Origin of the sequence: Streptomyces albicerus (assembly GCF_008905045.1) — a bacterium.
In the GTDB taxonomy this organism is placed as follows: Bacteria; Actinomycetota; Actinomycetes; order Streptomycetales; family Streptomycetaceae; genus Streptomyces; species Streptomyces albicerus.
Window position 1 is genome coordinate 1 of record NZ_VWMY01000051.1, and the last position, 23082, is coordinate 23082.

The 23082-nt window shown below is 69.2% G+C and carries 19 protein-coding genes and 3 pseudogenes; 7 read left to right on the forward strand and 15 right to left on the reverse strand.

Annotated elements, in window-relative coordinates; genetic code table 11:
• The coding region (locus GAS53_RS37385; RefSeq protein WP_151482221.1) for an ABC transporter permease subunit at positions 1-530 on the reverse strand (530 nt) is incomplete at its 3' end.
• A gap of 5 nt (positions 531-535) precedes the next feature.
• A complete protein-coding gene (locus GAS53_RS37390; protein ID WP_151482222.1) occupies positions 536-1555 on the reverse strand; it encodes a sugar ABC transporter substrate-binding protein in 1020 nt (339 codons plus the stop codon).
• Positions 1556-1848: 293 nt separating this feature from the next.
• On the opposite strand from GAS53_RS37390, the gene GAS53_RS37395 reads away from it, so the two are divergent.
• Entirely contained in the window at positions 1849-2862 is a 1014-nt protein-coding gene (locus tag GAS53_RS37395) for a LacI family DNA-binding transcriptional regulator (RefSeq protein ID WP_151482223.1), read from the forward strand.
• Between the two features lie 45 nt (positions 2863-2907).
• Here the strand turns inward: GAS53_RS37395 and GAS53_RS37400 are convergent, their stop codons facing one another.
• Positions 2908-3480, reverse strand: a complete 573-nt coding sequence (locus GAS53_RS37400; RefSeq protein WP_151482224.1) for a hypothetical protein — start codon at positions 3478-3480, stop codon at positions 2908-2910.
• Positions 3481-3754: 274 nt separating this feature from the next.
• Here GAS53_RS37400 and GAS53_RS37405 point away from each other — a divergent pair, with 274 nt between their 5' ends.
• Complete coding sequence (locus GAS53_RS37405) at positions 3755-4000, forward strand: hypothetical protein (protein WP_151482225.1); 246 nt, start codon at positions 3755-3757, stop codon at positions 3998-4000.
• A gap of 14 nt (positions 4001-4014) precedes the next feature.
• Here GAS53_RS37405 and GAS53_RS37410 read toward each other — a convergent pair whose 3' ends face one another.
• From GAS53_RS37410 to GAS53_RS37450, 9 genes are all read right to left on the reverse strand, one after another.
• Positions 4015-5511 carry a vanadium-dependent haloperoxidase gene (locus GAS53_RS37410; RefSeq protein ID WP_225859340.1) on the reverse strand — a complete coding sequence of 499 codons (1497 nt, stop codon included), beginning with the start codon at positions 5509-5511 and terminating at the stop codon, positions 4015-4017.
• A gap of 208 nt (positions 5512-5719) precedes the next feature.
• Positions 5720-7426 carry a thiamine pyrophosphate-dependent enzyme gene (locus GAS53_RS37415; protein ID WP_151482226.1) on the reverse strand — a complete coding sequence of 569 codons (1707 nt, stop codon included), beginning with the start codon at positions 7424-7426 and terminating at the stop codon, positions 5720-5722.
• Positions 7417-8700, reverse strand: a complete 1284-nt coding sequence (locus GAS53_RS37420; protein ID WP_151482227.1) for a cation:proton antiporter — start codon at positions 8698-8700, stop codon at positions 7417-7419. The genes GAS53_RS37415 and GAS53_RS37420 overlap by 10 nt, the downstream gene beginning before the upstream one ends.
• A 13-nt stretch (positions 8701-8713) precedes the next feature.
• Positions 8714-10108 (reverse strand): cytochrome P450, encoded by a 1395-nt coding sequence (locus tag GAS53_RS37425; protein ID WP_151482228.1) that lies wholly within the window; start codon positions 10106-10108, stop codon positions 8714-8716.
• Positions 10105-11238, reverse strand: a complete 1134-nt coding sequence (locus GAS53_RS37430; RefSeq protein ID WP_151482278.1) for an alpha-hydroxy acid oxidase — start codon at positions 11236-11238, stop codon at positions 10105-10107. Before GAS53_RS37430 ends, GAS53_RS37425 begins: the two co-directional genes overlap by 4 nt.
• Positions 11239-11243: 5 nt before the next feature.
• On the reverse strand, positions 11244-12845 hold the full coding sequence (locus GAS53_RS37435) for an NAD(P)-binding domain-containing protein (RefSeq protein WP_151482229.1): 1602 nt from the start codon (positions 12843-12845) through the stop codon (positions 11244-11246).
• 756 nt (positions 12846-13601) lie between these two features.
• Positions 13602-14825 (reverse strand): RNA polymerase sigma factor, encoded by a 1224-nt coding sequence (locus GAS53_RS37440; protein WP_151482230.1) that lies wholly within the window; start codon positions 14823-14825, stop codon positions 13602-13604.
• A gap of 2 nt (positions 14826-14827) precedes the next feature.
• Positions 14828-15211: a YciI family protein gene (locus GAS53_RS37445; protein ID WP_151482231.1), complete on the reverse strand. Its 384-nt coding sequence runs from the start codon at positions 15209-15211 to the stop codon at positions 14828-14830.
• 139 nt (positions 15212-15350) lie between these two features.
• Positions 15351-15926: a TetR/AcrR family transcriptional regulator gene (locus tag GAS53_RS37450; protein ID WP_151482232.1), complete on the reverse strand. Its 576-nt coding sequence runs from the start codon at positions 15924-15926 to the stop codon at positions 15351-15353.
• A gap of 182 nt (positions 15927-16108) precedes the next feature.
• Here GAS53_RS37450 and GAS53_RS57775 point away from each other — a divergent pair, with 182 nt between their 5' ends.
• Together GAS53_RS57775 and GAS53_RS55500 are read left to right on the forward strand one after the other, a co-directional pair.
• Positions 16109-16549 (forward strand): MFS transporter, encoded by a 441-nt coding sequence (locus GAS53_RS57775; protein WP_263974201.1) that lies wholly within the window; start codon positions 16109-16111, stop codon positions 16547-16549.
• Positions 16453-17511, forward strand: coding sequence for an MFS transporter (locus tag GAS53_RS55500; RefSeq protein ID WP_263974203.1), 1059 nt, complete (start codon positions 16453-16455; stop codon positions 17509-17511). Before GAS53_RS57775 ends, GAS53_RS55500 begins: the two co-directional genes overlap by 97 nt.
• A gap of 67 nt (positions 17512-17578) precedes the next feature.
• On the opposite strand, the gene GAS53_RS37460 is transcribed toward GAS53_RS55500, so the two are convergent.
• Together GAS53_RS37460 and GAS53_RS37465 are read right to left on the reverse strand one after the other, a co-directional pair.
• Positions 17579-18079 carry a TfoX/Sxy family protein gene (locus GAS53_RS37460; RefSeq protein WP_151482233.1) on the reverse strand — a complete coding sequence of 167 codons (501 nt, stop codon included), beginning with the start codon at positions 18077-18079 and terminating at the stop codon, positions 17579-17581.
• 274 nt (positions 18080-18353) lie between these two features.
• Complete coding sequence (locus GAS53_RS37465; RefSeq protein ID WP_151482234.1) at positions 18354-20264, reverse strand: glycoside hydrolase family 15 protein; 1911 nt, start codon at positions 20262-20264, stop codon at positions 18354-18356.
• Positions 20265-20370: 106 nt separating this feature from the next.
• Here GAS53_RS37465 and GAS53_RS37470 point away from each other — a divergent pair.
• Positions 20371-20996 (forward strand): annotated as a pseudogene (locus GAS53_RS37470) (dTDP-4-dehydrorhamnose 3,5-epimerase family protein).
• A 54-nt stretch (positions 20997-21050) separates the two neighbouring features.
• Here GAS53_RS37470 and GAS53_RS37475 read toward each other — a convergent pair.
• Positions 21051-21898, reverse strand: a pseudogene (locus GAS53_RS37475) (glucose-1-phosphate thymidylyltransferase); the annotation flags it as partial.
• Between GAS53_RS37475 and GAS53_RS56905 the strand changes: the two are divergent.
• A pseudogene (locus GAS53_RS56905) lies at positions 21850-21963 on the forward strand (transposase); the annotation flags it as partial. The pseudogenes GAS53_RS37475 and GAS53_RS56905 overlap by 49 nt on opposite strands.
• Positions 21964-22095: 132 nt before the next feature.
• On the forward strand, positions 22096-23004 hold the full coding sequence (locus GAS53_RS37480) for a sugar transferase (RefSeq protein WP_151482235.1): 909 nt from the start codon (positions 22096-22098) through the stop codon (positions 23002-23004).
• Positions 23005-23082 lie beyond the last annotated feature (78 nt).

Here is a 23082-nt window from a genome sequence, read left to right on the forward strand (position 1 = left end):
GAGTCGGTGGCCACGTTGCCGGTGAAGATTTTGGTGATGGCCAGGTTGGCGCCCTGCAGGATCAGGAACGAGCCCAGCGTGATCAGGAAGCTGGGCAGGCCGGTGCGCACCAGCATGTAGCCGTTGAACGCGCCGATCGCCAGCGACACCAGCAGGGCGACCAGCACGCCGGTCCATACGTTCATGGACAGCTGGAAGCTCCACATGCTGGCGGTCAGCGCGGAGGTGGTGACCGCGACGCCGGCGGACAGGTCGAACTCCCCGCCGATCATCAACAGCGCCACCGGCAGGGCCATGATGCCCATCACGGAGGACTCGTAGAGCACGTTGGACAGCGAGCCGGCCTCGCGGAAGGGGGAGGCGACCGCGAAGAAGAAGAGGTACACGGCGATCGCCGCGATCAGGGCGCCGATCTCCGGGCGGGCCGCCAGCCGGCGGGCCAGGGACCGCTGGTTGGTCCGGCCGTCCTTGGGGGCGGCCGGCGAAGCCGGCGACGAGTTGCTCGTCGCCGGTGCCGTTGCCTGGGTCATGGGGATCACCGAGTGCCCTTCGCGGCGAACTTCGCGATGGCCTCGACGTTGTCCTTGTCGACGAACGCCGGGCCGGTCAGCACCGCCTCCTGGCCACCACCGCTGAAGTTGCCGTTGGTCTTGTACAGCCACAGCGCATCGATCGACAGGTAGCCCTGCAGATACGGCTGCTGGTCCACCGCGAACTCGACGTCGCCGTCCTCGATGGCCTTGACCATCTCCTTGTTCAGGTCGAACGTCGCCACCTTCGCCTTGCTCCCGGCCTCGGAAACCGACTGCACGGCAGTGAGCGCGAACGGGGCACCCAGCGTGACCACAGAATCGATCGACGAGTCCTGCTTGAGCTTGGCGGTGATCGTCGACTTCACCGACGGCATGTTGGTGCCGTTCACGTAGAGGTTCGTGGTCTTGCCCTTGAACGTCTTCTTCACACCCGCGCAGCGCGCCTCCAGGCCGACGTGGCCCTGCACCTGGATGACACAGATGGCGTTCTTGGCCCCGGTCTCGTTGAGCTTCTCGCCGAAGGCCTCACCGGCCACGGACTCGTCCTGGCCGAAGAACTGGAGCAGATCCTGGGCCTTCCACTGGTCCATGCCGGAGTTGAGGCCGACGACCGGGATGCCGGCCTTCTGCGCCTTGGCGATGACGTCCTTCATGGCGTCCGGCTTGGCCAGGGTGACCGCGATGCCGTCGACCTTCTGGTCGATCGCGTTCTGGACCAGGCTGGCCTGGGTGGAGGCGTTCTCGTTGTTGGAATAGATGAGCTTGACGTTATCCTTGGCCGCTGCCGCCTGGGCGCCCTTGCGGATGATGTCCCAGAAGGTGTCGCCAGGAGGCGCGTGGGTGACCATCGCGATCGTCATGCGCGGTGTGGAGGCCTTGCCGGCGGAGACATCGCCGGCGCTCTCCTCGGCCTTCTTGCCGCCCGAGCTGCTGGAACAGCCCGCCAGGGTCAGGGCGGCTGCGGCGGCCATGGCCACTGCGGGGACGATTCTGCGCGAGCGGGGAAGCGGTGTGCGGGTCATGGGCGTGCACCTCACTGTGCATGGAGGGGAGAGGGGAATCCGCGGATCTCGGGTGGGCCGCTGGAGAGGGGTGGCGATCAAGGCCTCGGGAGCAGGTGGTGGAGCGAGGAGGCCGATGTCCAGATGCCGAGGCCGTTGTAAGGCCTCGCGCTCACTGGCTGAGTTCATTAGAACAACAGGACAATTTAAAGCGCTTTAAGTCTTGGTACTATCAGCCTTGTTTCGCGATCGTGTCAAGGGCGTTGCACGAGGAGATTTGCCGCACGGAGGTACAAGTGGACGACGGTGGTTCCATGCGTCACCGCAACAGCGGGCACAAGCGCCCGCGGTTGGAGGACGTGGCCGCGCAGGTGGGCGTGTCCACGGCGTCGGTGTCCCTGGTGCTGCGCGGCGTGCCCGGCCCCAGCGAGCGGACCCGGCAGCGTGTCCTCAAAGCGGCTGCCGACCTCGGCTACCAGGTGGACCGCACCGCCAGCACGCTGGCCAGCAGGCGCAGCCGGCTGCTCGGCGTCATGGTCGACATCCACAGCCCGTTCCACGCCGAACTGGTCGAGCACCTGCACACCGCGGCCGAGGAGGTGGGCTACGACCTCGTCCTGAGCACGCTCACCCGCACCCGCGACGAACAGACCGCGGTGGAGACACTGCTGGCCTTCCGCAGCGAGGCACTGATCCTGCTCGGCCCGATCTCGCCCGCCGACACGCTCGCCGCCCTCGACAACAAGGCCCCTGTCATCGCCGTCGGCCGCCGCATCGCCGACGCCGCCCTGGACGTCGTACGCACCGCCGACGACGACGGCGTGGGCCAGATCGTCGACCATCTCGTCGGTTTCGGCCACCGCGAGATCGTCTACGTCGACGGCGGCAAGGGCGTCATCGCCACCGACCGGCGCCGCGGCTACCGCACCGCCATGCGCCGCCACGGACTGGGCGAGCACATCCGGGTTCTCACCGGAGACCAGACCGAGGCGGCCGGCGAGCACGCCGCCCGCCACCTCCTCCGCGACCCTCAACTGCCCACCGCGGTCGTCGCGTTCAACGACCAGTCGGCCATCGGTGTGCTGACCGCCCTGACCCGTGCCGGCGTCGCCGTCCCGGGCCAGGTCTCCGTCGTCGGCTACGACGACGACACCCTCTCCCGGCTGAGCTGTTTCAACCTGACCACCGTCAGCCAGAACGCCCAGGAACAGGCCCGGCACGCGGTGACCGCCGCGGTCGAGCGCCTCGACCAGGACCGCACCGAACCCCGCGAGGTCGTCCTTACCCCACGCCTCGTCCTGCGCGGCACGACGGCCGAACCTGCGTGACATGGTGAAGGCCCTGCGGCCGGCGGCGGGCCGCGTGGACTCCGGTCAGGGCGCCCAGCGTGACGAGCGTCGCCAGGCCCGCGCCGACGAACACGCGTACTGCGGGGCGGTGACCCAAAGGGAGCGTTGTGGCGGCACCAGCCCTTCCGGGTCCTGGTGCACCCTGACGCGGTCGCCGACCTCGGTGTCCGCGCCACAGCCCGTATCCCAGCCGGTGGGTTCCCACGAGGTCCCGTCCGGCAGGCGGAGCCGGCAGACCTGCCCGGTGCCACCGTCTTTCTGCGTGATGTCGCGGATCTCGGAGACCACGGCTGTCACGCGCACGCCCCGATGGTCGAGAACGGCGTCTTTGAACAGCACGGCCACCGTCATCATGAGTGCGAACTGCACTACTGCCGTGGCCGCGACATGCCAGGACAGGACGCGGAGTATCACGGTGGGCCAGCAGACGACGGTTGCCATGCCGATCGCACTGCCCAGCACGGCAAGAGCGGTCTTTTCGGACCAGAAGAGGGGCAGCAGCACACCCGAGCCGACCATGACGGCGGACGCGATCAGGCCGCCCACCGCTCCCAGCAGCCCCCAACCCGCCGTAAGCCGCAATGGCTTCGCCGCCATCGCCCCTCCTCGCAACCGACACTCGGCGCGCATCGCCGAACCTACCCGGGCGCGCGGGGAGGGGTCCCACGCCGCCCTCCTTGGCGTGGAGGCCAGTCGACACGGCAGCAGAAGATCGAGCTACTCGGCATCGATCCGCTCGCCGCCCGGCTCCCTCCCGGGCACGTCAGGACTTGTGGGCCCAGGCCTGGCCGGTTAACTACAGGAGCTTGCTCCCCCCTGGCACCTCTGGTTCTAGAGGGGATCTTCATGGTCCTGGAAGGTATCCGAGGGTTTGCAAGGCATTTCAGTTACGTCTGGCGACCCGACCACCCAGGACCCGGTCACCGACGCGGCCGGAGCCATCCAGCGTGCCATCGCCGAGACGCTGAACACCGCCGGCCCCACGACGATCACTCTCGTCTTCGCCACCCTGCTCATCACCGCTATGGCGCTCATCCGCCTCCGGCGGGCCCGAGATGCCTGCCGGTCACCCGGCACGGACACCTGCGTCCGGCCGACGGTCGGCCGGACGCCCTGAATCGCTCCGAGAGGTCAGACAGTCATGGTCGTGCCGTCGAAGCGGCTGAGGGTGAAGACCGCGTCTTCCAGGGTCGACTCCTTGGCCTCGCGCAGGACGCCGATGGCGATCTCCTCGCCCAGCCGGACCGCCTCGGTGTAGTCGGTGCGCCAGTGCACGCCCGCCATGTTGCGGCCGGTGGCGATGTTGGCGGCGACCTTGTTCAGCTCACCGCCGACGGTGAGCCGGTCGGCGTCCGGACCGGTGTACGGCTCCAGGGCGGTGCCGTCGGTGCTGGACACCACCGGGTCGGACAGGATGTGCGATTCGTCGAACCACGCCTTGAGGATGGTCACGCACGCACCCGCCACCGTGGCGTGTCCGGAGCCGTACGAGGGATGGGTCGGGCTGCCCTCAGGGAACGCCTGCGGCAGCAGGTAGCTGCCGTACTTCTCGAAGACCCGCTTGACGGCGACGGAGTCCAGCACCCCGGAGTCGATGGGGTACTCGCGCTGCCCGCGCAGCTGCTGGTGGACCCGGCCGCCGAACTCCTCCGGCCGCAGCCGCCGATGCACGTTCCACTTCTGGAACCAGACCGCCTTCAGGGCGCGGGTGGCCACCTCGGTCACCAGCGAGAGGATGTGCGGGCCGCCGTACGTCCCGAAGCCGATCTGGTTGCGGGAGAAGTTGTACGGATTGCCCGCGTCCGCCGGCGCGTTCAGGCCCAGCAGGATGAGCGCGGCGTTGAGGTACGCCTCGTACAGCGCGTCGAAGTGCACATAGTGCGCCAGGTCACGCGGCGTCTGGATGTATCGCCGCGTCGCGAAGTCCCGCTCGTCCGGCTCGGGTTCGGAGCCGTTCTGCACCTCCAGCCAGTCGCCCCAGGTGGTCAGGTGGTCGACCGGGCGGACCAGGGTGTCCTGCCGCTGCGGGATCAGCAGCGTGCCGTACGGGATGTCCTTGAGCAGGAACTGCGAGAGGTACGGCCCTACGAGGTCGCCGCGGGTGTCGCCGCGGAAGATGGTCTGCGGGGTCACCTCGCCGTTCTGCTTGGGCGCCCGAAAGTCCTCAAGACCGCTCAGATCGGTGGCTGCCTCGGCGACCAGTTCGCTGTCGCCGAACCGGGTGAACAGCACGTCGCGGCAGAGCGCCATCCAGTACAGCTCGACCGCCTCGGCGGAGTTCTGCGCGCTGTCGATGCGCGGTGCGGGTGGCATGGCCAGGGCCTGCGCGTCCGGGCCCTGCGGGTCGAAGGCCAGTCCGGCCTGCGGATTGACCAGTTTGCGGGTGTCGCCGAGCGGGATGCGCTCGAAATCCTCGTAGCTGCCGGTGGCCAGCGCCCGGCGCAGCAGGTTGTAGGCGGCCGGGTCGACCTCTCCGTACTTGTTGTGCGGCAGCGCCTTGGAGTAGGTGCAGATGAAGGGGTGGTCCGTCTCCTCCCCGTTGGCGGTGTGGACCGGTAAGTGGCGCTGGAACTCGGCCTCGGCGGCCCGGATCCGCGCGTCGCGCGCGGCAAAACGACGGTCACTCATACAAATCCCCGTGTTCCCCGTGAGTTGTGCGTGGAGTCGCACTCCTTACTCATGAGACGTCCAGGCGCGTAGGACTGTTGCGAGGAAACGGGCAATCAAGAGAATTTGCACATATGTATTGTGAACCTCCGCCTCCATATCAGACCGGACGCTGACCGCGACGACTGAAGGAGACGTCGAAGCGGTCGCGCCCGTCCGTCGGGAGTTCTCAGTCCCGGACCGAGCCGGGTGAGCCGCCGAGCAGCAGTGGCCACACGCTGGGCATCTCGGCCACCGGTACCTCGATGAGGGAGGGTCCGGGTTCGCTGAGGCAGTCCTTGAGAGCGCCTGCGAGCCGCGCCGGGGTCTCGGCCCGGACAGCGGGCACCGAGAACGACTCCGCGAGGCGTACGAAGTCGGGGCTGGTCAGGTCGCTGCCGATGAAGCGGCCCTCGAACTCGTCCGCCTGGATGCGCCGGACGTTGCCGTAGGCGTTGTCGTTGAAGACCACCGCCGTCACCCCGATGCCGTACCTGCGGGCGGTCGCCAGTTCCTGCATGTTCCAGCAGAACCCGCCGTCCCCGTTGATGGAGACGACCGCCCGGTCCGGGTTGGCCACCTTCACTCCGAGCGCCGACGGGTAGCCGTAGCCCAGGGTCCCCTGGTAGCCGGGCGTCAGGAAGGTTCCCGGGTGGTGGACGGGGTAGCCGACGGCGGCCAGATAGCCCACCTGGGTCAGCTCGTTGACCAGGAAGCCGTCGTCCGGGATCGCCTCGCGCAGCGCGCGGACGTACGACCACTGGGGTTCGACGCTCTCGACTTTCCGCGTGCACCAGGCGCGCACATCGGCGAGCTCGGCGGGTGACCACCCGGACTCCGGCCCTGAGGGGGGTGCTTCCGCCCGGGCGGAAGCCAGCGCGGCCCGCAGGTCCCCCAGCGCCGTGCGGGCGTCGGCGCACAGGGTGAGGTCGGCCCTGCGGGGTGGCCCCAGGTCGGCCGGGTCCGCGTTGACCAGGACAACGGTCGCTTCGGGGTCGGTCGGGACGGCCGTGCCGCGTGGGGACACGAAGCGGCTGCCGACGACCAGCACCACGTCCGCCAACGGCAGCAACCGCGGTGCCGCGAGACTGGGGAAGGCGAGCCCATGGTGCGCCGGGACCGCACCGCCCGCGTTGCGGCTCATGACGACCGGCGCGGACAGCTCCTCGGCCAGGGCGATCAGGGCGGCGCCGGCCCGCGAGGCGAGCACGCCCCCGCCGGCGTAGAGCATGGGCCGACGAGCAGACCGCAACACGGCAGCGATCTCCGCAAAGACGTCCTGCTCCGATTCCGCGGACATCCCGGCCACGCCGGACGCGCCGGCCCTGCCGTCGTCCGGTCCCTCCCCCGCACGCTCCAGATCCATTTCCGCCCGCGCGGTCAGCACATCCGCCGGGATCGACAGGGCCACCGGCCTCGGGCGGCCGGACCTTGACCGTCGTATCGCCTCCCGCACGAGTCCGGGGACCCGGGCCGGGGCGTCGGCCCGCGCCGACCACTTGGTGACCGAGGCCAGTACGCCGTCCTGGTCCGGCAGTTCGTGCAGCATGCCCAGGCCCCGGCCCGCCAGCGACGACGGTATGTCGGCCGCAACGCACAGCATCGGCGACGAGCAGGCGTACCCGGTGGCCACCGCCGGCAGCGCGTTGAGCACGCCGGGGCCGGGGACCACCAGGCAGACGCCGGGCCGCTCACTGGTCCGTGCGTACGCCTCCGCCATATGGGCCGCGCCCTGCTCGTGCCGGGCGGTGATGTACTCGATCGGCCCTCCGGCGGCCCGAGCGCCGGCCAGGGCGTCCAGGACGTGGTCGAGCTGGACGCCCGGCACGCCGAAGACATGACGGACGCCCTCCCGTTCCAGCTGCCCGACCAGCGCCTGAGCTCCGCTCAACTCCACGTCGCCACCGCCTTCTCGCCCTCATCCTGACGGGGCTCCTCGGCCGCCCGCGACCTGGCGTCCCGGCGGTCCAGCCAGCTCAGTACCGGAACGGTCATGACCGTGGTGACCAGGGCGACCAGGACCAGCGCGGCGAACAGCTCCTCGCTGACGATGCCGGCCGCCAGCCCGATGTTGAGCGCGATCAGCTGCATCAACCCGCGGGCATTCATCAGGGCGCCGACCCGGACGGCCACCGGGCCGGGCTCCCCTCGCAGCCGGGCGGCGGCCCAGCAGCCGCCGAACTTGCCGACCACCGCCAGGACGACCGCGGCCGCCCCGAACGCCATCACAGACGGGTCGGAGAACACGTCGAACCGGGTGTTCAGGCCGGAGTAGGTGAAGAACATCGGCACGAACACCACCTGGGTCACGGACTGGGTGGTCCGCACCAGCCGTTCGGACGCCTCGCCGCGCGGCATGGCCATCCCGACGCAGAACGCTCCGAACACGGCGTACAGATCGATGATGTCGGTGAACCAGGCGGCGCCGAACAGCACGGCGACGGTGAACAGGAGCCGGGTGTCGTCGCCGAGGCCCGGCCGGTTCACGATCCAGGCCAGCAGGCGGCGGCCCAGCAGGAACAGGACGGCCACGAACAGCAGGGAGCCGCCCACTGCCGTCAGGACCGGCCCCGCCTCGCCGGAGGCCGCACTCAGCACCCCCGCGAGCATGATCCAGGCGACGGCGTCGTCCGTGGCCCCGGAAGCCAGGGCGAGCGAGCCGAACCGGGACCCGGCCAGCCCTCGTTCAGTGATGATCCGGGCCAGCATCGGGAAGGCGGTGATCGCCAGTGCGACACCGACGAACGCCGCCGTCACCCAGACCGAGACCCCGTCGACGAAGATGCCGACATGGCCGTGGGCCACCAGGGTCAGTGCCACACCCAGCGCCAGCGGGATCGCCACCCCGGCCGAGGAGACGGCGACGGCGGTGCCCGCCAGGCCGCGTCCGGCGTGCGCCCGGAACTCGTATCCGGCGGCGAACATCAGGGTCACCAGGCCGATCTGGCCGGCCACGTACAGCACCGGCTTCAGATCCGCCGGGAAGACCTCGGCGGAGATCCCCGGGGCGAACAGTCCGAACAGTGAGGGGCCGAGCAGCACCCCGGCGATCATCTCGCCGACCACGGGCGGCTGGCCGAAGCGGCCCGCGACCAGGACGACCAGACGGCACGTCAGCAGAATGACGACGACGGCCAGGAAAAAGGCGGGAGCGAGCTCCACAGGAGTCATGGTCGCGTCCCTCTCAACGGCCGGCGACGACGGAGGGGGCGGAGCCGCCGGACGAGGCGGCGAAGTAGTTGCGGCACAGCCCCTGGCGCCGTGCGTCCCACACCATGTAGCTGCCGAGGACGAGCTGGGTGAGGCTGCGCGGGACCGCCTCCCAGCGATCGGCCAGTCGCATCGCCGCGAGCCGGGTCCGTCGGCGGGCCGGACTCCATGCAGCCGTACCGGTGCGCGGGACGAGCAGGCAGGGACCGCGGCTGGGCAGCGAGCGGGTGTGCTCCGCCGAGGAGTCCAGCCGGAAGCGGCGCAGAACCTCCTCGGCCGCGACCCGCATCGTGAGGACGGCGAAACCGCGCGCCGGACAAGGGCGGTTGGCGGTCACCCCGAACGGGATGAAGGCCGACGGCTTGGTGTCCGGACTCAGCCACCGGTCCGGGTCGAATCGCCCTGCGCCGGACCCTTGGTATTCGGGGTAGTTGAACAGCAGGACCGAGCCGGCCGGGATGGGCACCCGCCCTTCCCGGGGGATCTCCCTGGAGGTGATCCGGTGGGCCACGCCGAAGAGCGGGAAGTGCTGCAGCGTCTCGTTGATGACCCGGTCCAGGAAGTCCGGGTCCTCCTCACCGGCCAACAGGCGGTCCTGCACCGGCCGGTGCGTGGCCAGGGCCAGCAGCAGATGGGCCATCGCCTCCGACATCTGCACCACGGCGGTGTTGAAGAACGTGCCCTGCAGGTAGTACGCCTGCTCCCGCTCGGAGAGCGAGGCCGGCAACGGCACCGGCGGGGGGTCGTTCGCAAGCCGGTCCTGGAGGTAGTCGGTGAGCCGGGCCCGCCGGTCCATGTGGCGCAGGCGGGTGCACTTCAGGGCGCTGACCACGTCGTCCGCGTTGCCGGTGATCAGGTCCCGGACGTGGCGCGGGCAGGCCTGGCGGAAGACCACCTCGTAGTAGACCTCGGCCCAGATGGGCATCATCAGGTCACGCAGTCTGACCCGGCGCACACGAGCCTGGCCGTCGAGTTCGTCGAGCACCCGCCGAGTGCAGCGGCCGACCAACTCGGTCCACTGCTCGCGGGACAGTCCGGCCAGGATCTGGCGCGTGGTCCTGGCCACGTCGTCGTAGCGCGGCCCGGGCTCCAGGTGCTCCTGGTGCACCTCCGGGCCGGGCGACAGCCAGTACCAGAACAGATCGGACAGCGCGGCGCCGCGGCTGCGGCCGTTGGCCGCCGGATGCCCGTACACCTTCTTGAACTCCTCGGCGGGCACCTCCCGGCCGGGTGCCCGGATGCCCTCCTCGCCGCCCACCCAGCCGAAGATGCGCACCCGCAGTGCGATCACGATCCTGGGCAGCCAGTACGGCAGACCTGCCACCAGGGCTACGGCCGCGCCGGTGATCAGCCATCCGGTCGGACTCATGCGACCACCCCGCCGAATCGGGTGTCCTCGCCCGGAGCCACGGCCGGGCCCGGCGCAGGCCCCCACGCGGGCACCCGGACCAGATCGGGCGTCAGGTCGGCGAGTCCGGACGCTCCACAGAGGGCCAGGGTGTCGTCGATTTCCTCGCGCAGCAGCTCAAGGAGTCGCCGTACGCCCTTCTCGCCGCCCTCGGCCAGCGCCCACATCACGGGCCGGCCGATGCCCACGGCGGACGCGCCCAGCGCCAGGGCCTTGACCGCGTCGGTGCCGCGCCGGACTCCGCCGTCCAGCACGACCGGGATACGGCCCGCCACAGCGGCCACCATCTCGGGCAGCAGCTCCAATGTGGCGGGCACGGTGTCGAGTTGACGTCCGCCGTGGTTGGACAGCAACAGCCCGTCGACGCCGTGCCGGACCGCGAGCCGCGCGTCCTCGGGGTGCAGTACGCCCTTCAGCAGGATCGGCAGCGGGGTGGTCCTGCGCAGCCAGTCGATGTGCTCCCAGTTCAGCTCCGGGGACATGGCGATCTGCCGTACGTGCCCATGCTCGCCGTCGCGCAGATCCACCAGGTTCTCGCAGCGCAGGCCGGGCGGCAGATCGTGGAAGCCGTTGCGCCGGTTGCGTTCGTTCGCGCCCAGCACCGGGGAGTCCACGGTGACCACCAGGGCGGTGCAGCCGGCGTCGGTGGCCCGTCGCACCAGCGCCTCGGTGATCTCCAGGTCGGGCTGGATGTAGAGCTGGAACCACAGCGGTACGTCGTCGCCGGTCCCGCGGACCGCGTCGGCGATCTCGCCCACGGCCACCGTGGACGCCATGCTCACGATCATGATCGCTCCGGCGGCGGCCGCGGCACGCGCGGTGGCCAACTCCCCTTCCGGATCGACCAGTTTGTGGAAGGCGGTCGGCGAGAGCAGGACCGGCAGGCTCGCCCGGCTGCCGAGCAGTGTGACATCCAGCTCCCGCTCGGCACTTCCACGCAGCACCCGGGGCAACAGCTGAAGCCTTCCGAACGCCGCCTCGTTGGCCCGTACGGTGATCTCGTCCCGTGCCCCGCCGGCGATGAAGTCGGCGTACACAGGGTCCAGTTCGGCGCGGGCCGCGGTCTCGAAGTCGTGGACGGTGTACTGCACACCGCTCACCGCCCGACGGGGCTCGGCCGACGGTCCAGCTCGCGGGCGAAGAACTCGGCGAGCGGGGCCCGGTGGACCTCCGGGTGGTCCCACTCGTTCTCCAGGTTCTCGGCCATGTGATGCGTACCCAGCAGTTCACCGCCCCGGAAGTGCCGGATCACCGGGTGCAGATAGGCCGCGTCGAAGGCGTCGTCGACCGAGTTCTGGGCGGTGCGGCGCACTGTGATGTCGAAGGGGTCGACCTTGTCGTGGTCGGGACCGTACTCGAGAGTGACGGTGAAGTAGTCGCCGTTCCCGGTGAGTTGGCTTTCGTGGGCGTACGCGACCGGCACCTCCTCGTGGTAGCGGGCCGGTTCGCCGGGTGCCGTGACGATCAGGTCGCCGAGGACGCCGAACTGCTGCCAGAGCGCCGAGCTGCGGTTGACCCTGCCCACCACGGCGTCCGCCAGCGCGGACGGGGTCGCGTCCAGTGGCCGGTGCGGCCAGGGCCGGTCGTGGTGGCGCTCGTCGAGGATGCGGCTCAGGGCCTGTACGGCGTAGCGGAAACCGTGGATGAAGCCGCCGGTGGACTTCTTGAAGTCACGCTGCTGCATCAGGGTGCCGGCGAAGTACAGGCCGGGCACGTTCAGCGACTCGTACGCCGGGGTGAGGGCGGCGAAGCGGTCGTTTATGACCAACTCGGGCCGGCACTCCGGGTCGAACACCGAGGCGTCGAAGCGGAAGCCCGTGCACACGATCACCCGGTCGTAACGCAGCTCCTTCACGACCTCGTCGGCCCGGGAGAAGCTGAACCGGACGCGGTATCCCCCGCCGGTGTCCTTGTCGGCCTGGTCGATCGACAGCACGTTGCCGTCCAACAGGGCGTTCTGCGACTTGAGTTGGTAGGTGTCGAGGAAGTTGTTGTTGACCGCGCGCAGATGCCCGACGTAGTGGCTGTTCCAGGCCATCCGTACGGAGTGCGGCCCAGCCACGTGGATCACCGCCGCGGTCTCGACGAGGTTGTCCGCGGTCTCCAGGGCGGAGTTGCCCTTGCCGAGGATCAGGACACGCTGGTCGGTGAAGTCCTCGGGATCCACCGACACCATCGAGTAGTCCTCGGCGGTCTCGATCCCTGGTATGTCCGGGGTGTTGGGACGGGTCAGCCCGGTGGCCATCACCAGCCGGCGGCCGTGATGCTCCTGCCCGTGCTGGTCGGTGACGGTGAATCCGCCGTCGACGCCGCGCCGGATCCGCTCCGCCCGGGTGTCATAGGCGATGTCCAGTTTGAACGCCTCGGCAAAGTCGGCCAGATAGCGCACCAGATCGTCGGCGTGCGGGAAGTAGCGCTTGCTGTAGCGGGTGAACAACAGCTCCGGGTCCGGGGAGAGCAGGGAGTTCCAGTCCATCCGGAGATTCAGCTCAGGATCGTCGGTGCCGTTGTGCACCTTGTTGATGGAGATCAGCTTGCGATGGCGGGGGAAGGTGCGGAAGAAGGTGCCGGGAGCACTGCCCGCTTCCAGGATCCGGTATCCGTGCCCTGCCGCCTGGAGTAACTGCCCGAGCTGGAGTCCGGCGGGACCGCCGCCGATCACGAGATATTCGAGCGGCTCACTCTGCATGGGGTTCATGGATCTCTCCTTCTGCTCCGGGCGGCGTGCCTGGAGACCGGTGGGGGTGAGGCATGGGAGAGCGCGGTCGTGCGGTTGCGTTGTCCGTCGGGCGCCGTCCTGCACGGGGCATGCGCAGACTGAAGTGCCATGGCAGTGGGCACATGGGTGGGATGCGGCGGTGGGCAGGTTCGGCCGATGCCGTGGTGCGTGACGCGACAGAAGTGACCGGCCGACCGGGGTACCGGGGTGAGCAGCGAGAATCCGGGGACGCGTGCTCGCAGGCAGGCATCAGCCGCAGCGGGGTCAGCCGACCGAGCGGAACGGCCGTTCTTCGCGGGCGGGGGGTGCGGTTCGTGGGACGGTCGCAATGGCAGCCGGAGACGGCGGAGCCGTACATTCAGGCATGGGCATGGCGGGCCCTTCCATCGGATTTCCCTTTGAAATCTCAATGAGCACGGTAGTAACGAGCACGGTAGTAACGAGCGGCACGCACGGGCAACAGTGCATCGGGGGATGACAGGAATTCGACAGGTACCCCGAGCACCCGTCGATCGCGGGATCGGGTGAGCGAAGGCCCTCGCAGGACGGCCGCGCGAACACCCCTGCGGGAAAGAGCCCCAGGAACGCGTGCGGCCGACCGACTGGCCCGGGCTGCTCTGCGTCGCTGAGGAACCCGGCCGCTCAGCTCCCCATCGAGCACGACCCGCGCCATGGATGACACGGGCGACCGGTGTGAAGCTGCCCGCTGCCCTGAACCTGGCCGACAGTGCGTTCTCAGCGTGCGGTCCGGCCGCCGTGCCTGAGGAAGTTCCGCTCGGCGTCGGTCGGCGCCAGGTCGGCCGCCCGCCCGTAGGCGGCCGCGGCCTCCTCGTCCCGGCCCAGCCGCCTCAGCAGATCTGCCCGGGTGGCATGGAAGGCGTAGTAGGTGTCCAGGCCCAGCTCATCCACCAGGGCCAGGGCGGCGGCGGGGCCCTGCACCTCACCGATGGCGACTGCGCGGTTGAGGGCCACGACGGGTGTGGGGGCCAGGGCGAGCAGCTGGTCATACAGGGCCACGATCTGCGGCCAGTCGGTCTGGGCGGCCGTCGGGGCGGCCGCGTGTACGGCGTTGATGGCGGCCTGAAGCTGGTAGGCGCCGGGGTGGTTGCGGCGCAGGCAGCGGCGGACGATGGCCTGGCCCTCGTCGATCAGGGGCCGGTCCCATCGGCTGCGGTCCTGCTCGCCGAGCAGGACGAGGGAGCCGTCGGGCTGCGTCCGCGAGGGGCGCCGGGACTCGGTCAGCAGCAACAGGGCCAGCAGACCGGCCACTTCGGGTTCGTCCGGCATGAGGGTCGTCAGGAGCCGTGCCAGCCGGATCGCCTCCGCGCACAGGCCCCGCCCGGCCGACTCGGCCGGCTCGGCGAGCCCGGCGTTGTAGACGAGATAGACGACGGCCAGCACCGGGCGCAGCCGGTCGGGCAGTTGGTGTTCCTGCGGCACACGGTAGGGAATGCGAGCCGCCTTGATCTTGCGTTTGGCCCGTACGAGACGCTGTGCCATCGTCGCCTCGGTCACCAGAAAGGCGTCGGCGACTTCGGCGGTCGACAGGCCGCCGAGCAGCCGGAGGGTGAGCGCGACCTGTGCCTCGGTGGACAGAGCCGGATGGCAGCAGGTGAAGATGAGACGCAGCCGGTCGTCCTGCACGGGTTCCCCCTCCGCCGGCAGGCCGGGGTCGTCGTGAGCGGGCGAGAGCGCGGCCACCTCGCCGAGCAGTTCCCGCTCCCGTGCGGCGCGGCGCAGTCGGTCGATGGCGGCATTGCGTGCGGTCGTCGTGATCCATCCGCCAGGGTTCGGCGGCAGGCCGTCGCCCGGCCACTTGCGCAGCGCGGCGGCGAACGCGTCCTGTACCGCGTCTTCGGCGACGTCGATGTCGCCGAAAACCCGAATCAGTGTGGCCACCGCCCGGCCGGACTGCTCGCGGAAGATCCGCCCGACCTCGGCCCGGTCGATGGCCGGCAAGGTCAGGCTCCCGGTGCGGGTTGTGGCTTGTCCGCGAACCCGGCGAACGGGCGGACCTCGATCGGTGCCTGGATGACGGTGGTGACCTTCGCTGCCCATTCGAGCGCGGCGTCGAGGTCCTCGGCCTCGATGATGTAGAAGCCGCCCAGATGCTCCTTCGACTCCACGAACGGGCCGTCGGTGGTCAGCACGTCATCACCGGCGACGCGCACCACCGTGGCGGTGCCGGGGTCGTGCAGGCGGCCGGAGAAGACCCAGGCACCGGCGGACTCCATCTCCCTCTCCAGAGCGCCGAGCCGCTGGTGGGACTGCCGCATCTCCTCGTCGCTCATCGGCGCTCGCGCCTGATCCGGACTGCTGTGGACGGACAACAGGTAACGCGTCATGGTGACACTCCTGGTCAGGGGTGGGCACTTCCCACCTCTCACCCTTGCTACGAACGGCCTCTCCGCAAATCGACAGGCTCTGCGAGAAACTGCCGCCACGCAATAGACCGGAGCGCCCCGAACTCCCTGCGCGACCGACTCAGCTCACCGAGGTGATCCAGCGTTCGAGGCGGTCGGCCTGGGTGCGCATGACGTCCGGATCGCGGAGGGCGTTCGTGAGCAGGGAGGCGCCCTGGAATATGGAGACGAGGGTGATCGCCAGGTCGCGGGCGTCTTCCTTGCCCATCAGCCGGAACTGCTCCTGCGACCAGTCGACGTAGAGAGTCATGAGGGTGGCGGCGCTGCGGTCCAGGCCGTCGTCACGCTTGCCGAGCTCGCTGCACAGGCTGCCGTGCGGGCAGCCGTGCCGGGCGGCGAGTTCGCCCGTGTCGGCAAGCGTGCGGGCGAAGGCCCGCAGGCGTTCCTCGGGGGTCGGGAGCAGGTCGAACGTGGCGAGCATGGCTCGGATCGCCTCGGCGTGGGCGTCTATGACGGCCTGGACGAGATCGTCCTTGGTTTTGAAGTAGTAGTAGACGTTGCCGAGGGGGACGTCCGCGGCCTTGGCGACATCCGCGAGCGTCATACGCGCGGCCCCGACGTGGTGCAGCAGCTCGCCGGCGCCTGCCACCAGGCGCTCTCTCTTGCCCGCACGGCGGGTCGCGGTTGAGTCAGTCATCTCACTGAATTCTACGTCGCCTCTACGTCCCCGCACCCATTGCAGCGGTGGCTCCAGACCTTCTTAGTTAGTTGTCCAACTAACTAGAGTCAGTTGTCCGACTCACCTCAGGGAAGGGCCTCCCGGTATGTCCTCTTCTCCGTCATCGGTCACATCGCAGGGCCACGTTGACGATGGACATCGTGGACTTGTCCATCGTCAACGTGGCCCTGCCGTCGATCCAGCAGGATCTGGGCTTCTCACAGCAGAGTCTGCAGTGGGTGGTCAGCGGCTACATCCTCGCCTTCGGCGGCTTCCTGCTGCTCGGCGGCCGCCTCGCCGATCTGCTCGGGCGCCGCCGGATCTTCGTCGCGGGGCTGGCCGTGTTCGCCGCCTCCTCGCTGGTCGGCGGGCTGGCGACCGGCCCGGCGATGCTGGTGACCGCCCGGATCGTGCAGGGCCTGGGGGCCGCGCTGATGGCTCCGGCCGCACTGTCGATCCTGACCACCACCTTCGGGAGGGCCGCGAGCGCAACACGGCCCTCGGCATCTGGGGAGCCCTCACCGGGCTCGCTGCTGCTACCGGGGTCTTCCTCGGCGGGGCGCTGTCGGACGGGCCCGGCTGGCGCTGGGTGCTCTTCGTGAACCTGCCCGTCTGCCTGCTAGCGCTGGCCGCCGCCTTCCGCCTCGTCGACGGCGACCGGCGCAGCGCGCGCCGCATCCGCTTCGACACCCCGGGAGCGATCCTGGTCACCGGCGGCATGTTGCTCACCGTTCACGCCCTCGTGGAGGCCCCCGACCGAGGGTGGGGCACCGCCCGTACGATCGGTGAACTGACCACGGCGGCCCTCCTGTTGGCCGCCTTCGTCGTGAACGAACGGCGCAGCCGCAACCCGCTCGCTCCGCTGTCCATCTTCCGGATCAAGGGCCTGGCGGCCGCCGATGCCACCCAGCTCATCGCCTTCGCCGGCTTCTACTCGATGTTCTTCTTCCTCACCCTCTACATGCAGAACGTCCTCGGCTACTCACCCGTCAAGGCCGGCGCCGCCTACCTACCCGTCACCGCGGGCATCGCCCTCGCGGCGGGCGTCTCGGCCCGGCTGTTCACCCGTTTCGGCACCAGGCCCGTGATCGTCACCGGCGCGCTCGCGGCGGCCGTCGGCGTCTACTACCTCTCCCGCATCCCGACCGACGGCTCCTATCCGGTCGATCTGCTGCCCGGGCTGCTGGTCATGTCCGTCGGGCTGGGTGCCGTGTTCGTCGGCGTCACCACCGCCGCCAACGCCGGCGTGCCGCCCGACAAGGCCGGTCTCGCGGCCGGACTGCTCAACACCTCGACCCAACTCGGCGCCGCCCTCGGTCTCGCCGTCTTCTCCGCGATCGCCACCGCCCGCACCAACCATCTGCTCGTCGGTGGATCCGGGGAGCCCGCCGCGCTCACGGCCGGATACCAACGCGCCCTGCTCGCCTGCGCCGTCTTCCTGCTCGCCGCCGCCGTCATCGCCCTGCGCGCCACCCACACCCGGGCCACGCCACCCGGTATGACCCCGCCCGAGCCCGCCCAGGAACCGGGCGACGAACACACCGCCCGACAGGCGGCCGGATGAGCGCCCTCCGTACGCCCGTCGGGGCATCAACCCAGCGAGCGGGTTCTCCCCGCTCAGACTATTTGGGCTATTTGGTCGGCAGAGTGCGGGCGTAGGCGACGGCCCGAGAGACCCACTCGTCGAGCACCGCCCCGGCGAGCGCCTCGGGCGCGACGAACACCATGGACTTCATGGTCCGGCCGGTGGAGTCCATGGGCCGGACGCCCGGCCGTGCCAGCGTCTCGGCGGTCCCCTCCGGACCGAGCCGGATCATGAGTTCGTCGTGGACGACGCCGCAGAACATGTGGCCGGCGAGCAGGAAGGCAAGGCCGCCGAACATCTTGCGTTCGCCGACGTCGCCGACCGGCGACAGGACTTCCCGGATCCGCTCAGCGACCTCCTGCGGACCGAGCCTCCGTGGTCCGTAACGCGGTGGCTGGTGTGAGCTGTTGGCGCCACGGAATGCGCCGCCGTGCTGGTGGTGGCATGGCGGCTGGGCGGTACAACAGCTGATGCCGTGCACCATCAGCGGTCGGCTGACGTCGAGGCCGTGGAACAGCAGCGGTTCGCTGACGTACAGGCCGTGCACCGGCAGTGGGCGACTGAACGCCGAGCCGTGGAGCGCGACAAGGGCGCGGTGGGTTTGTGGAAGAGGGATGTGTGGCCGGAGGTGGAATGACTGCAGCGGTGCTGGGGGCCTTCGTTGTTCGAGGACGAGGCCGGGTTCTCGATGACGGCGTCGCGTGCCCGCACCTGGAGACGGCGTGGCACACGCCCGTGGTGCAGGTGCGGGGCCGGTCCTGGCTCCGCTGGTCGATCGCCGTGATGTGCTGCTACCGGCCGGGCGAAGTGCCCCGGCTGATCTACCGGCCGCGCGACACCGCAAGCCCCGGGGCCAAGGACGCGACACCTTTGCCTGGAGCAGCTACCGGGGACCTGCTCGTGCGCGCCCACCTCCAGCTCAAGCCTCCCGTCGTGCTCGCCTGGGACGGATCTCCTGACAGCGCGAACGCCGTCTCCACCAGGGCGATATGACTGAAAGCCTGTGGAGCGTTGCCCAGTTGACGGCCCGCGTCCGGATCCCACTGCTCCGAGAGCAGTCCGACGTCGTTGCGGATGGCGAGGACTCTCTCGAAGGCCTCCCGGGCCTGTTCCGCATGGCCGGTCGCGGCGAGGGCATCGGCGTACCACAGCGAACATGCCACGAACGCGCCCTCGCGGCCAAACATACCGTCCACTCCGGACACTCCGTGGCCGTTGTGAGCGTACCGCCGCACGAACCCGCCGTGATCCAGCTTCCGCATCGCGCGGACGGTACCGCGGACCCTTTCGTCCCGGGCCGGCAGGAAGCCGAGTCTGGGAATCAACAGAGCCGAAGCGTCGAGGGCCGACGAGCCGTAGAACTGCACGAAGGACCGCTGCTCCGCGTCCCAACCCTCCCGGCACACCTGCCGATGCACCTCGTCCCGCATGGCCCGCCACTCGCCCGAGGATCCGTTCCTACCGAGGAGATCCCCCATGCGCAGGGCGCGGTCGGCGGCAACCCACGCCATGACCTTGGAGTGGACGAACTGCCGCCCGGGTCCGCGGACCTGCCACAGTCCCTGATCCGGCTCACGCCAGTGACTGTGCAGGTACCCCATCAGTGCTTCCACCAGGCTCCACACATGGGCCGGCATGCGGATACCCGCCCGCAACGACAGATGGAGCGTGTCCAGCACCTCGCCGTACACGTCCAGTTGGAGCTGGCTCACCGCCGCGTTCCCGAACCGGACCGGTCGCGATCCCGCGTAGCCCGGCAACCACGGCGCCTCCGTCTCGTGCAGGAGTCTCTGGCCCCCGACGCCGTACACGGTCTGCAGTTCGGCGGGCTGCCCCGCAACGGCCCGCACCAGCCAGTCCAGCCATGCCGTCGCCTCGTCCCGGTAGCCGCTGCGCAGCAGGCAGGACAGGGTGAGTGTGGAGTCGCGGAGCCAGCAGAAGCGGTAGTCCCAGTTGCGCTCCCCGCCGAGGCATCCCGGCAGCGAGGTCGTCGGCGCCGCGACGATGCCACCCGTGGGCGCGTAGGTGAGGGCCTTCAGAGTGATCAGGGAGCGGACCACGGCGTCCCGCCACGAGCCCTGGTAGCGGCACTGGCCGGTCCAACGCAGCCAGAAGTCGCTCGTCTCCTGCAGAACCGTCTCCGCCGGGGCGGCGAGCGGGGCGGGCAGGTCGGGCAGATGAGACGGCGACCACACCAGCGTCAGTGCCAGGCGTCGGCCGGCCTGGACCGTGAAGTCATGGACCGTGGAATCCTCACGGCCGGTTGCCCGTACCTGGCCGTCAGCGCTCAACCAGACGGAATCCGGCCCGGCGACCGCGACGGTGCAGTGGTCGGTGACTCTGATCCAGGGAACGACGCGGCCGTGATGAAACCGCAGCCGCAGTTCGCTGCGCACGGAGACGGAGCCCGACAGGCCTTCGACGACCCGGACGATGCACGGCAGTTGAGCGCGGGGCGGCATGAAATCCGTGATCCGCACCGACCCGGTCCCGGTCTCCCACTCCGATTCCAGAACCAGGGTGTCCGGGCGGTACGCCCGGCGAGTACAGGGACCGCGGGCGACGGGAGAGACCTGCCAGAAGCCGTTGTCCGCCGTGCCCAGCAGCGCCGCCAGACAGGCCGGCGAGTCAAACCGGGGCAGACACAGCCAGTCGATGGACCCGTTCCTGCCGACCAGGGCGGCGGTTTCCAGGTCGCTGATGAGGGCGTAGTCCTCGATGGGTGTATTCATGATCGGAACTACGCCGTCGTGCGCTTTGCCGCTCTTCCAGTGTACGGCGAGCCTGAGAGGAGATGCCCCTTCCAGACCGTTTCGTCCAGTCGGGGAAGTGATCGATATGAGGCCACTGAGAATCGACGGAGCATGGCTTCACGAGCCCCAGGTGTTCGCAGACCCCCGGGGCTACTTCCACGAGTGGTTCGGTGGTTAGGCCTTCCGCGCGGCCGTCAACGAGGACCTCCCGCTCGCGCAGGCCAACTGCTCGGTCTCCGGGCGCGGTGTCGTCCGCGGCATCCACTTCGCCGACGTGCCACCGGGCCAGGCCAGGTACGTGACGTGCGTACGGGGTGCCGTTCTCGATGTGGTGGCCGACATCCGCTCGGGTTCACCCACCTTCGGACAGTGGGACGCGGTACAACTCGACGACGACAGCCATCGTTGCGGGTATCTCTCCGTCGCCTCGGCCACGCCTTCATGGCCCTGACAGCCGAGAGCACCGTCGTCTACCTCTGTTCCGAGGGGTACGCGCCGCAGCGCGAGCACGGCATCCATCCACTGGACTCATCGCTCGGCATCGACTGGCCCCTCGACCAGCCCCCGCTGCTGTCCGAAAAGGACGCCTCCGCTCCCACGCTCACCGAGGCCGCGCGCGGCGGGCTGCTACCCTCCTACGCGGCGTGTCGTGCCCACCGGCTGCGTTTTTCGGCGGCCTGGAGCTCGGGGAACGCCTCGCTCAGGGGGTAGCACCAGTGGCGCAGCGTCGGCAGCCCGGCGTCCCCCCAGCGGGCGTGGCCGAGAACGGCTGGTGAACACCTTGGCGCCTTCCTCGATCCGGACCCGGCCGATGATCTCGCTCGTCCCGTCGACGCTGCCGTCGATGCGCGGTTCGACCGTCTCCAGGACGGATCGGTTCACCTCCAGCATGTCGGTGACGTTGCCGGTGTCCTTCCAGTATCCGGAGATCGTCGTGGAGCGCACGTCGCGTCCCTGTTCGAGCAGCCACTGGAGAGCGTCGGTGATCTCCAGCTCTCCGCGCCGGGACGGGCGGATGGAACGTACGGCCTCGTGGACGGCGGGCGTGAAGAGGTAGACACCGACCAGCGCCAGATCGCTCTTCGGTTGCTGCGGCTTCTCCTCCAGCCCCACCACCCGGCCCGTCTCGTCGAGTTCGGCGATGCCGAAGGCGGTGGGTTCGCAGACATGGGTCAGCAGGATGCGGACGTCCGGCCGTTCGCGGCGGAAGTCGTCCACCACGCCGGTGATGCCGCCGACGATGAAGTTGTCGCCGAGGTACATCACGAAATCGTCGTCGCCCAGGAAGTCCCGGGAGATCAGGACGGCGTGGGCGAGCCCGAGGGGGCGTCCCGCGGCAGGTAGGTGACGTCCAGACCGAAGCGGGAACCGTCGCCGACCGCCTCGCGGATGTCCCGCTCGGTGTCCCCGACCACGATGCCGGTCTCCGTGACCCCGGCGGCGGCGATGGCCTCCAGTCCGTAGAACAGCACCGGTTTGTTGGCCACCGGCACCAGTTGCTTCGCCGAGGTGTGCGTGATCGGGCGGAGCCTGGTGCCCGCTCCGCCGCACAGTACGAGTGCGCGCCGTGGGCAGCAGCGCGGACAACGCCGCCGCGGAGAGCTGGGACGCACCTCTCAAAAGGGAGACGCTCAAGGGCGCGAAGGCATGGCCTACCGCGCGCCGCGCGCGTCTCGCACCGGCAGGTAAGTCCCCGGCGACCAGTGCTCCAAGTAGCGGCGTCGTCGCTCGGCGTATCTGGGTATCCTGACGCGAAAAATTGGGTCCGGTTACCGATGGACCTGCCTCGGCGCCAACGCAGACTGCTTGCATGCGTCCCGAACCCGACCAAACCAACCCAAAGAGTCCGTCCTGCCGCACGGCCATGAACGGCGATGTCTCCGTCACGATGAGAAACGCTGGGCGAACCGGGATTCCCGAGATGTCAGCGCACGGATTCATCCATTCAACGCCAAACCTGTGTTCGCTGGATGCTCACACGCAGCCCATCTTGGACACTCATCAGGACGACGCTGCCCCCGATCAGGCCTCTGATATACAGGTCCACTCGGGGACGGCCCCGATCGCAGAGGCCGATATCCCGCCACGTCTCGATTGCGGCCTTCTTGCAGCAAGCAGCCGCCAACTGCTCGGGAAGCGTGTTCTTGACATTGTTCTCGCCCTGCTGGCAGTGATCCTGCTGTCGCCGATCCTTCTGGTGGCAGCATGCGCGATCAAGCTGTCTTCCGCAGGGCCTGTCTCTTACCTGCAAGACCGAGTCGGCCGCGACGGGAAGCCTTTCAGGATGTTCAAGTTTCGTTCGATGTGTCTGGATGCGGAGCGTCAGCGGTCGGCGTATCTGGACCTGAACGAATGCACTGGTCCCATCTTCAAGATTCGTCACGATCCGAGAGTCACCCCGGTAGGACGCGTTCTTCGCAGGTGGAGCATCGACGAGTTGCCACAGCTGCTGAATGTCATACACGGCGAGATGAGTCTCGTCGGCCCGCGACCCCCTCTTCCGGAGGAGTGTGAGCATTATGGTCCGCGGGAGCGGCAGCGATTGCTCGTGAAGCCCGGTATCACATGCATCTGGCAAGTCAGCGGCCGCTCCGAAGTCGAGTTCGCTGAACAAGTGCGGATGGATCTGGACTACATCGCCAACTGGGACCTCTTGATGGACATCACGCTCCTGGTCAGGACAGTACCGGCCGTGCTCGCGCGCCGAGGCGCCTACTGAGGTTTCTCAGCGGTTTTCTCAACAGGCGAGCAATGGGTGGGTTCCATTGCCCGTCGCAGCACACCCGGTAGCCATCAG

Coding starts and splice junctions, on each gene's coding strand:
- GAS53_RS37390 (WP_151482222.1), bottom strand. CDS start 1,555: ATGACCCGCACACCGCTTCCCCGCTCGCGCAGAATCGTCCCCGCAGTG.
- GAS53_RS37395 (WP_151482223.1), top strand. CDS start 1,849: ATGCGTCACCGCAACAGCGGGCACAAGCGCCCGCGGTTGGAGGACGTG.
- GAS53_RS37400 (WP_151482224.1), bottom strand. CDS start 3,480: ATGGCGGCGAAGCCATTGCGGCTTACGGCGGGTTGGGGGCTGCTGGGA.
- GAS53_RS37410 (WP_225859340.1), bottom strand. CDS start 5,511: ATGAGTGACCGTCGTTTTGCCGCGCGCGACGCGCGGATCCGGGCCGCC.
- GAS53_RS37420 (WP_151482227.1), bottom strand. CDS start 8,700: ATGACTCCTGTGGAGCTCGCTCCCGCCTTTTTCCTGGCCGTCGTCGTC.
- GAS53_RS37425 (WP_151482228.1), bottom strand. CDS start 10,108: ATGAGTCCGACCGGATGGCTGATCACCGGCGCGGCCGTAGCCCTGGTG.
- GAS53_RS37435 (WP_151482229.1), bottom strand. CDS start 12,845: ATGAACCCCATGCAGAGTGAGCCGCTCGAATATCTCGTGATCGGCGGC.
- GAS53_RS37445 (WP_151482231.1), bottom strand. CDS start 15,211: ATGACGCGTTACCTGTTGTCCGTCCACAGCAGTCCGGATCAGGCGCGA.
- GAS53_RS37450 (WP_151482232.1), bottom strand. CDS start 15,926: ATGACTGACTCAACCGCGACCCGCCGTGCGGGCAAGAGAGAGCGCCTG.
- GAS53_RS37465 (WP_151482234.1), bottom strand. CDS start 20,264: ATGAATACACCCATCGAGGACTACGCCCTCATCAGCGACCTGGAAACC.
- GAS53_RS37480 (WP_151482235.1), top strand. CDS start 22,096: ATGCGTCCCGAACCCGACCAAACCAACCCAAAGAGTCCGTCCTGCCGC.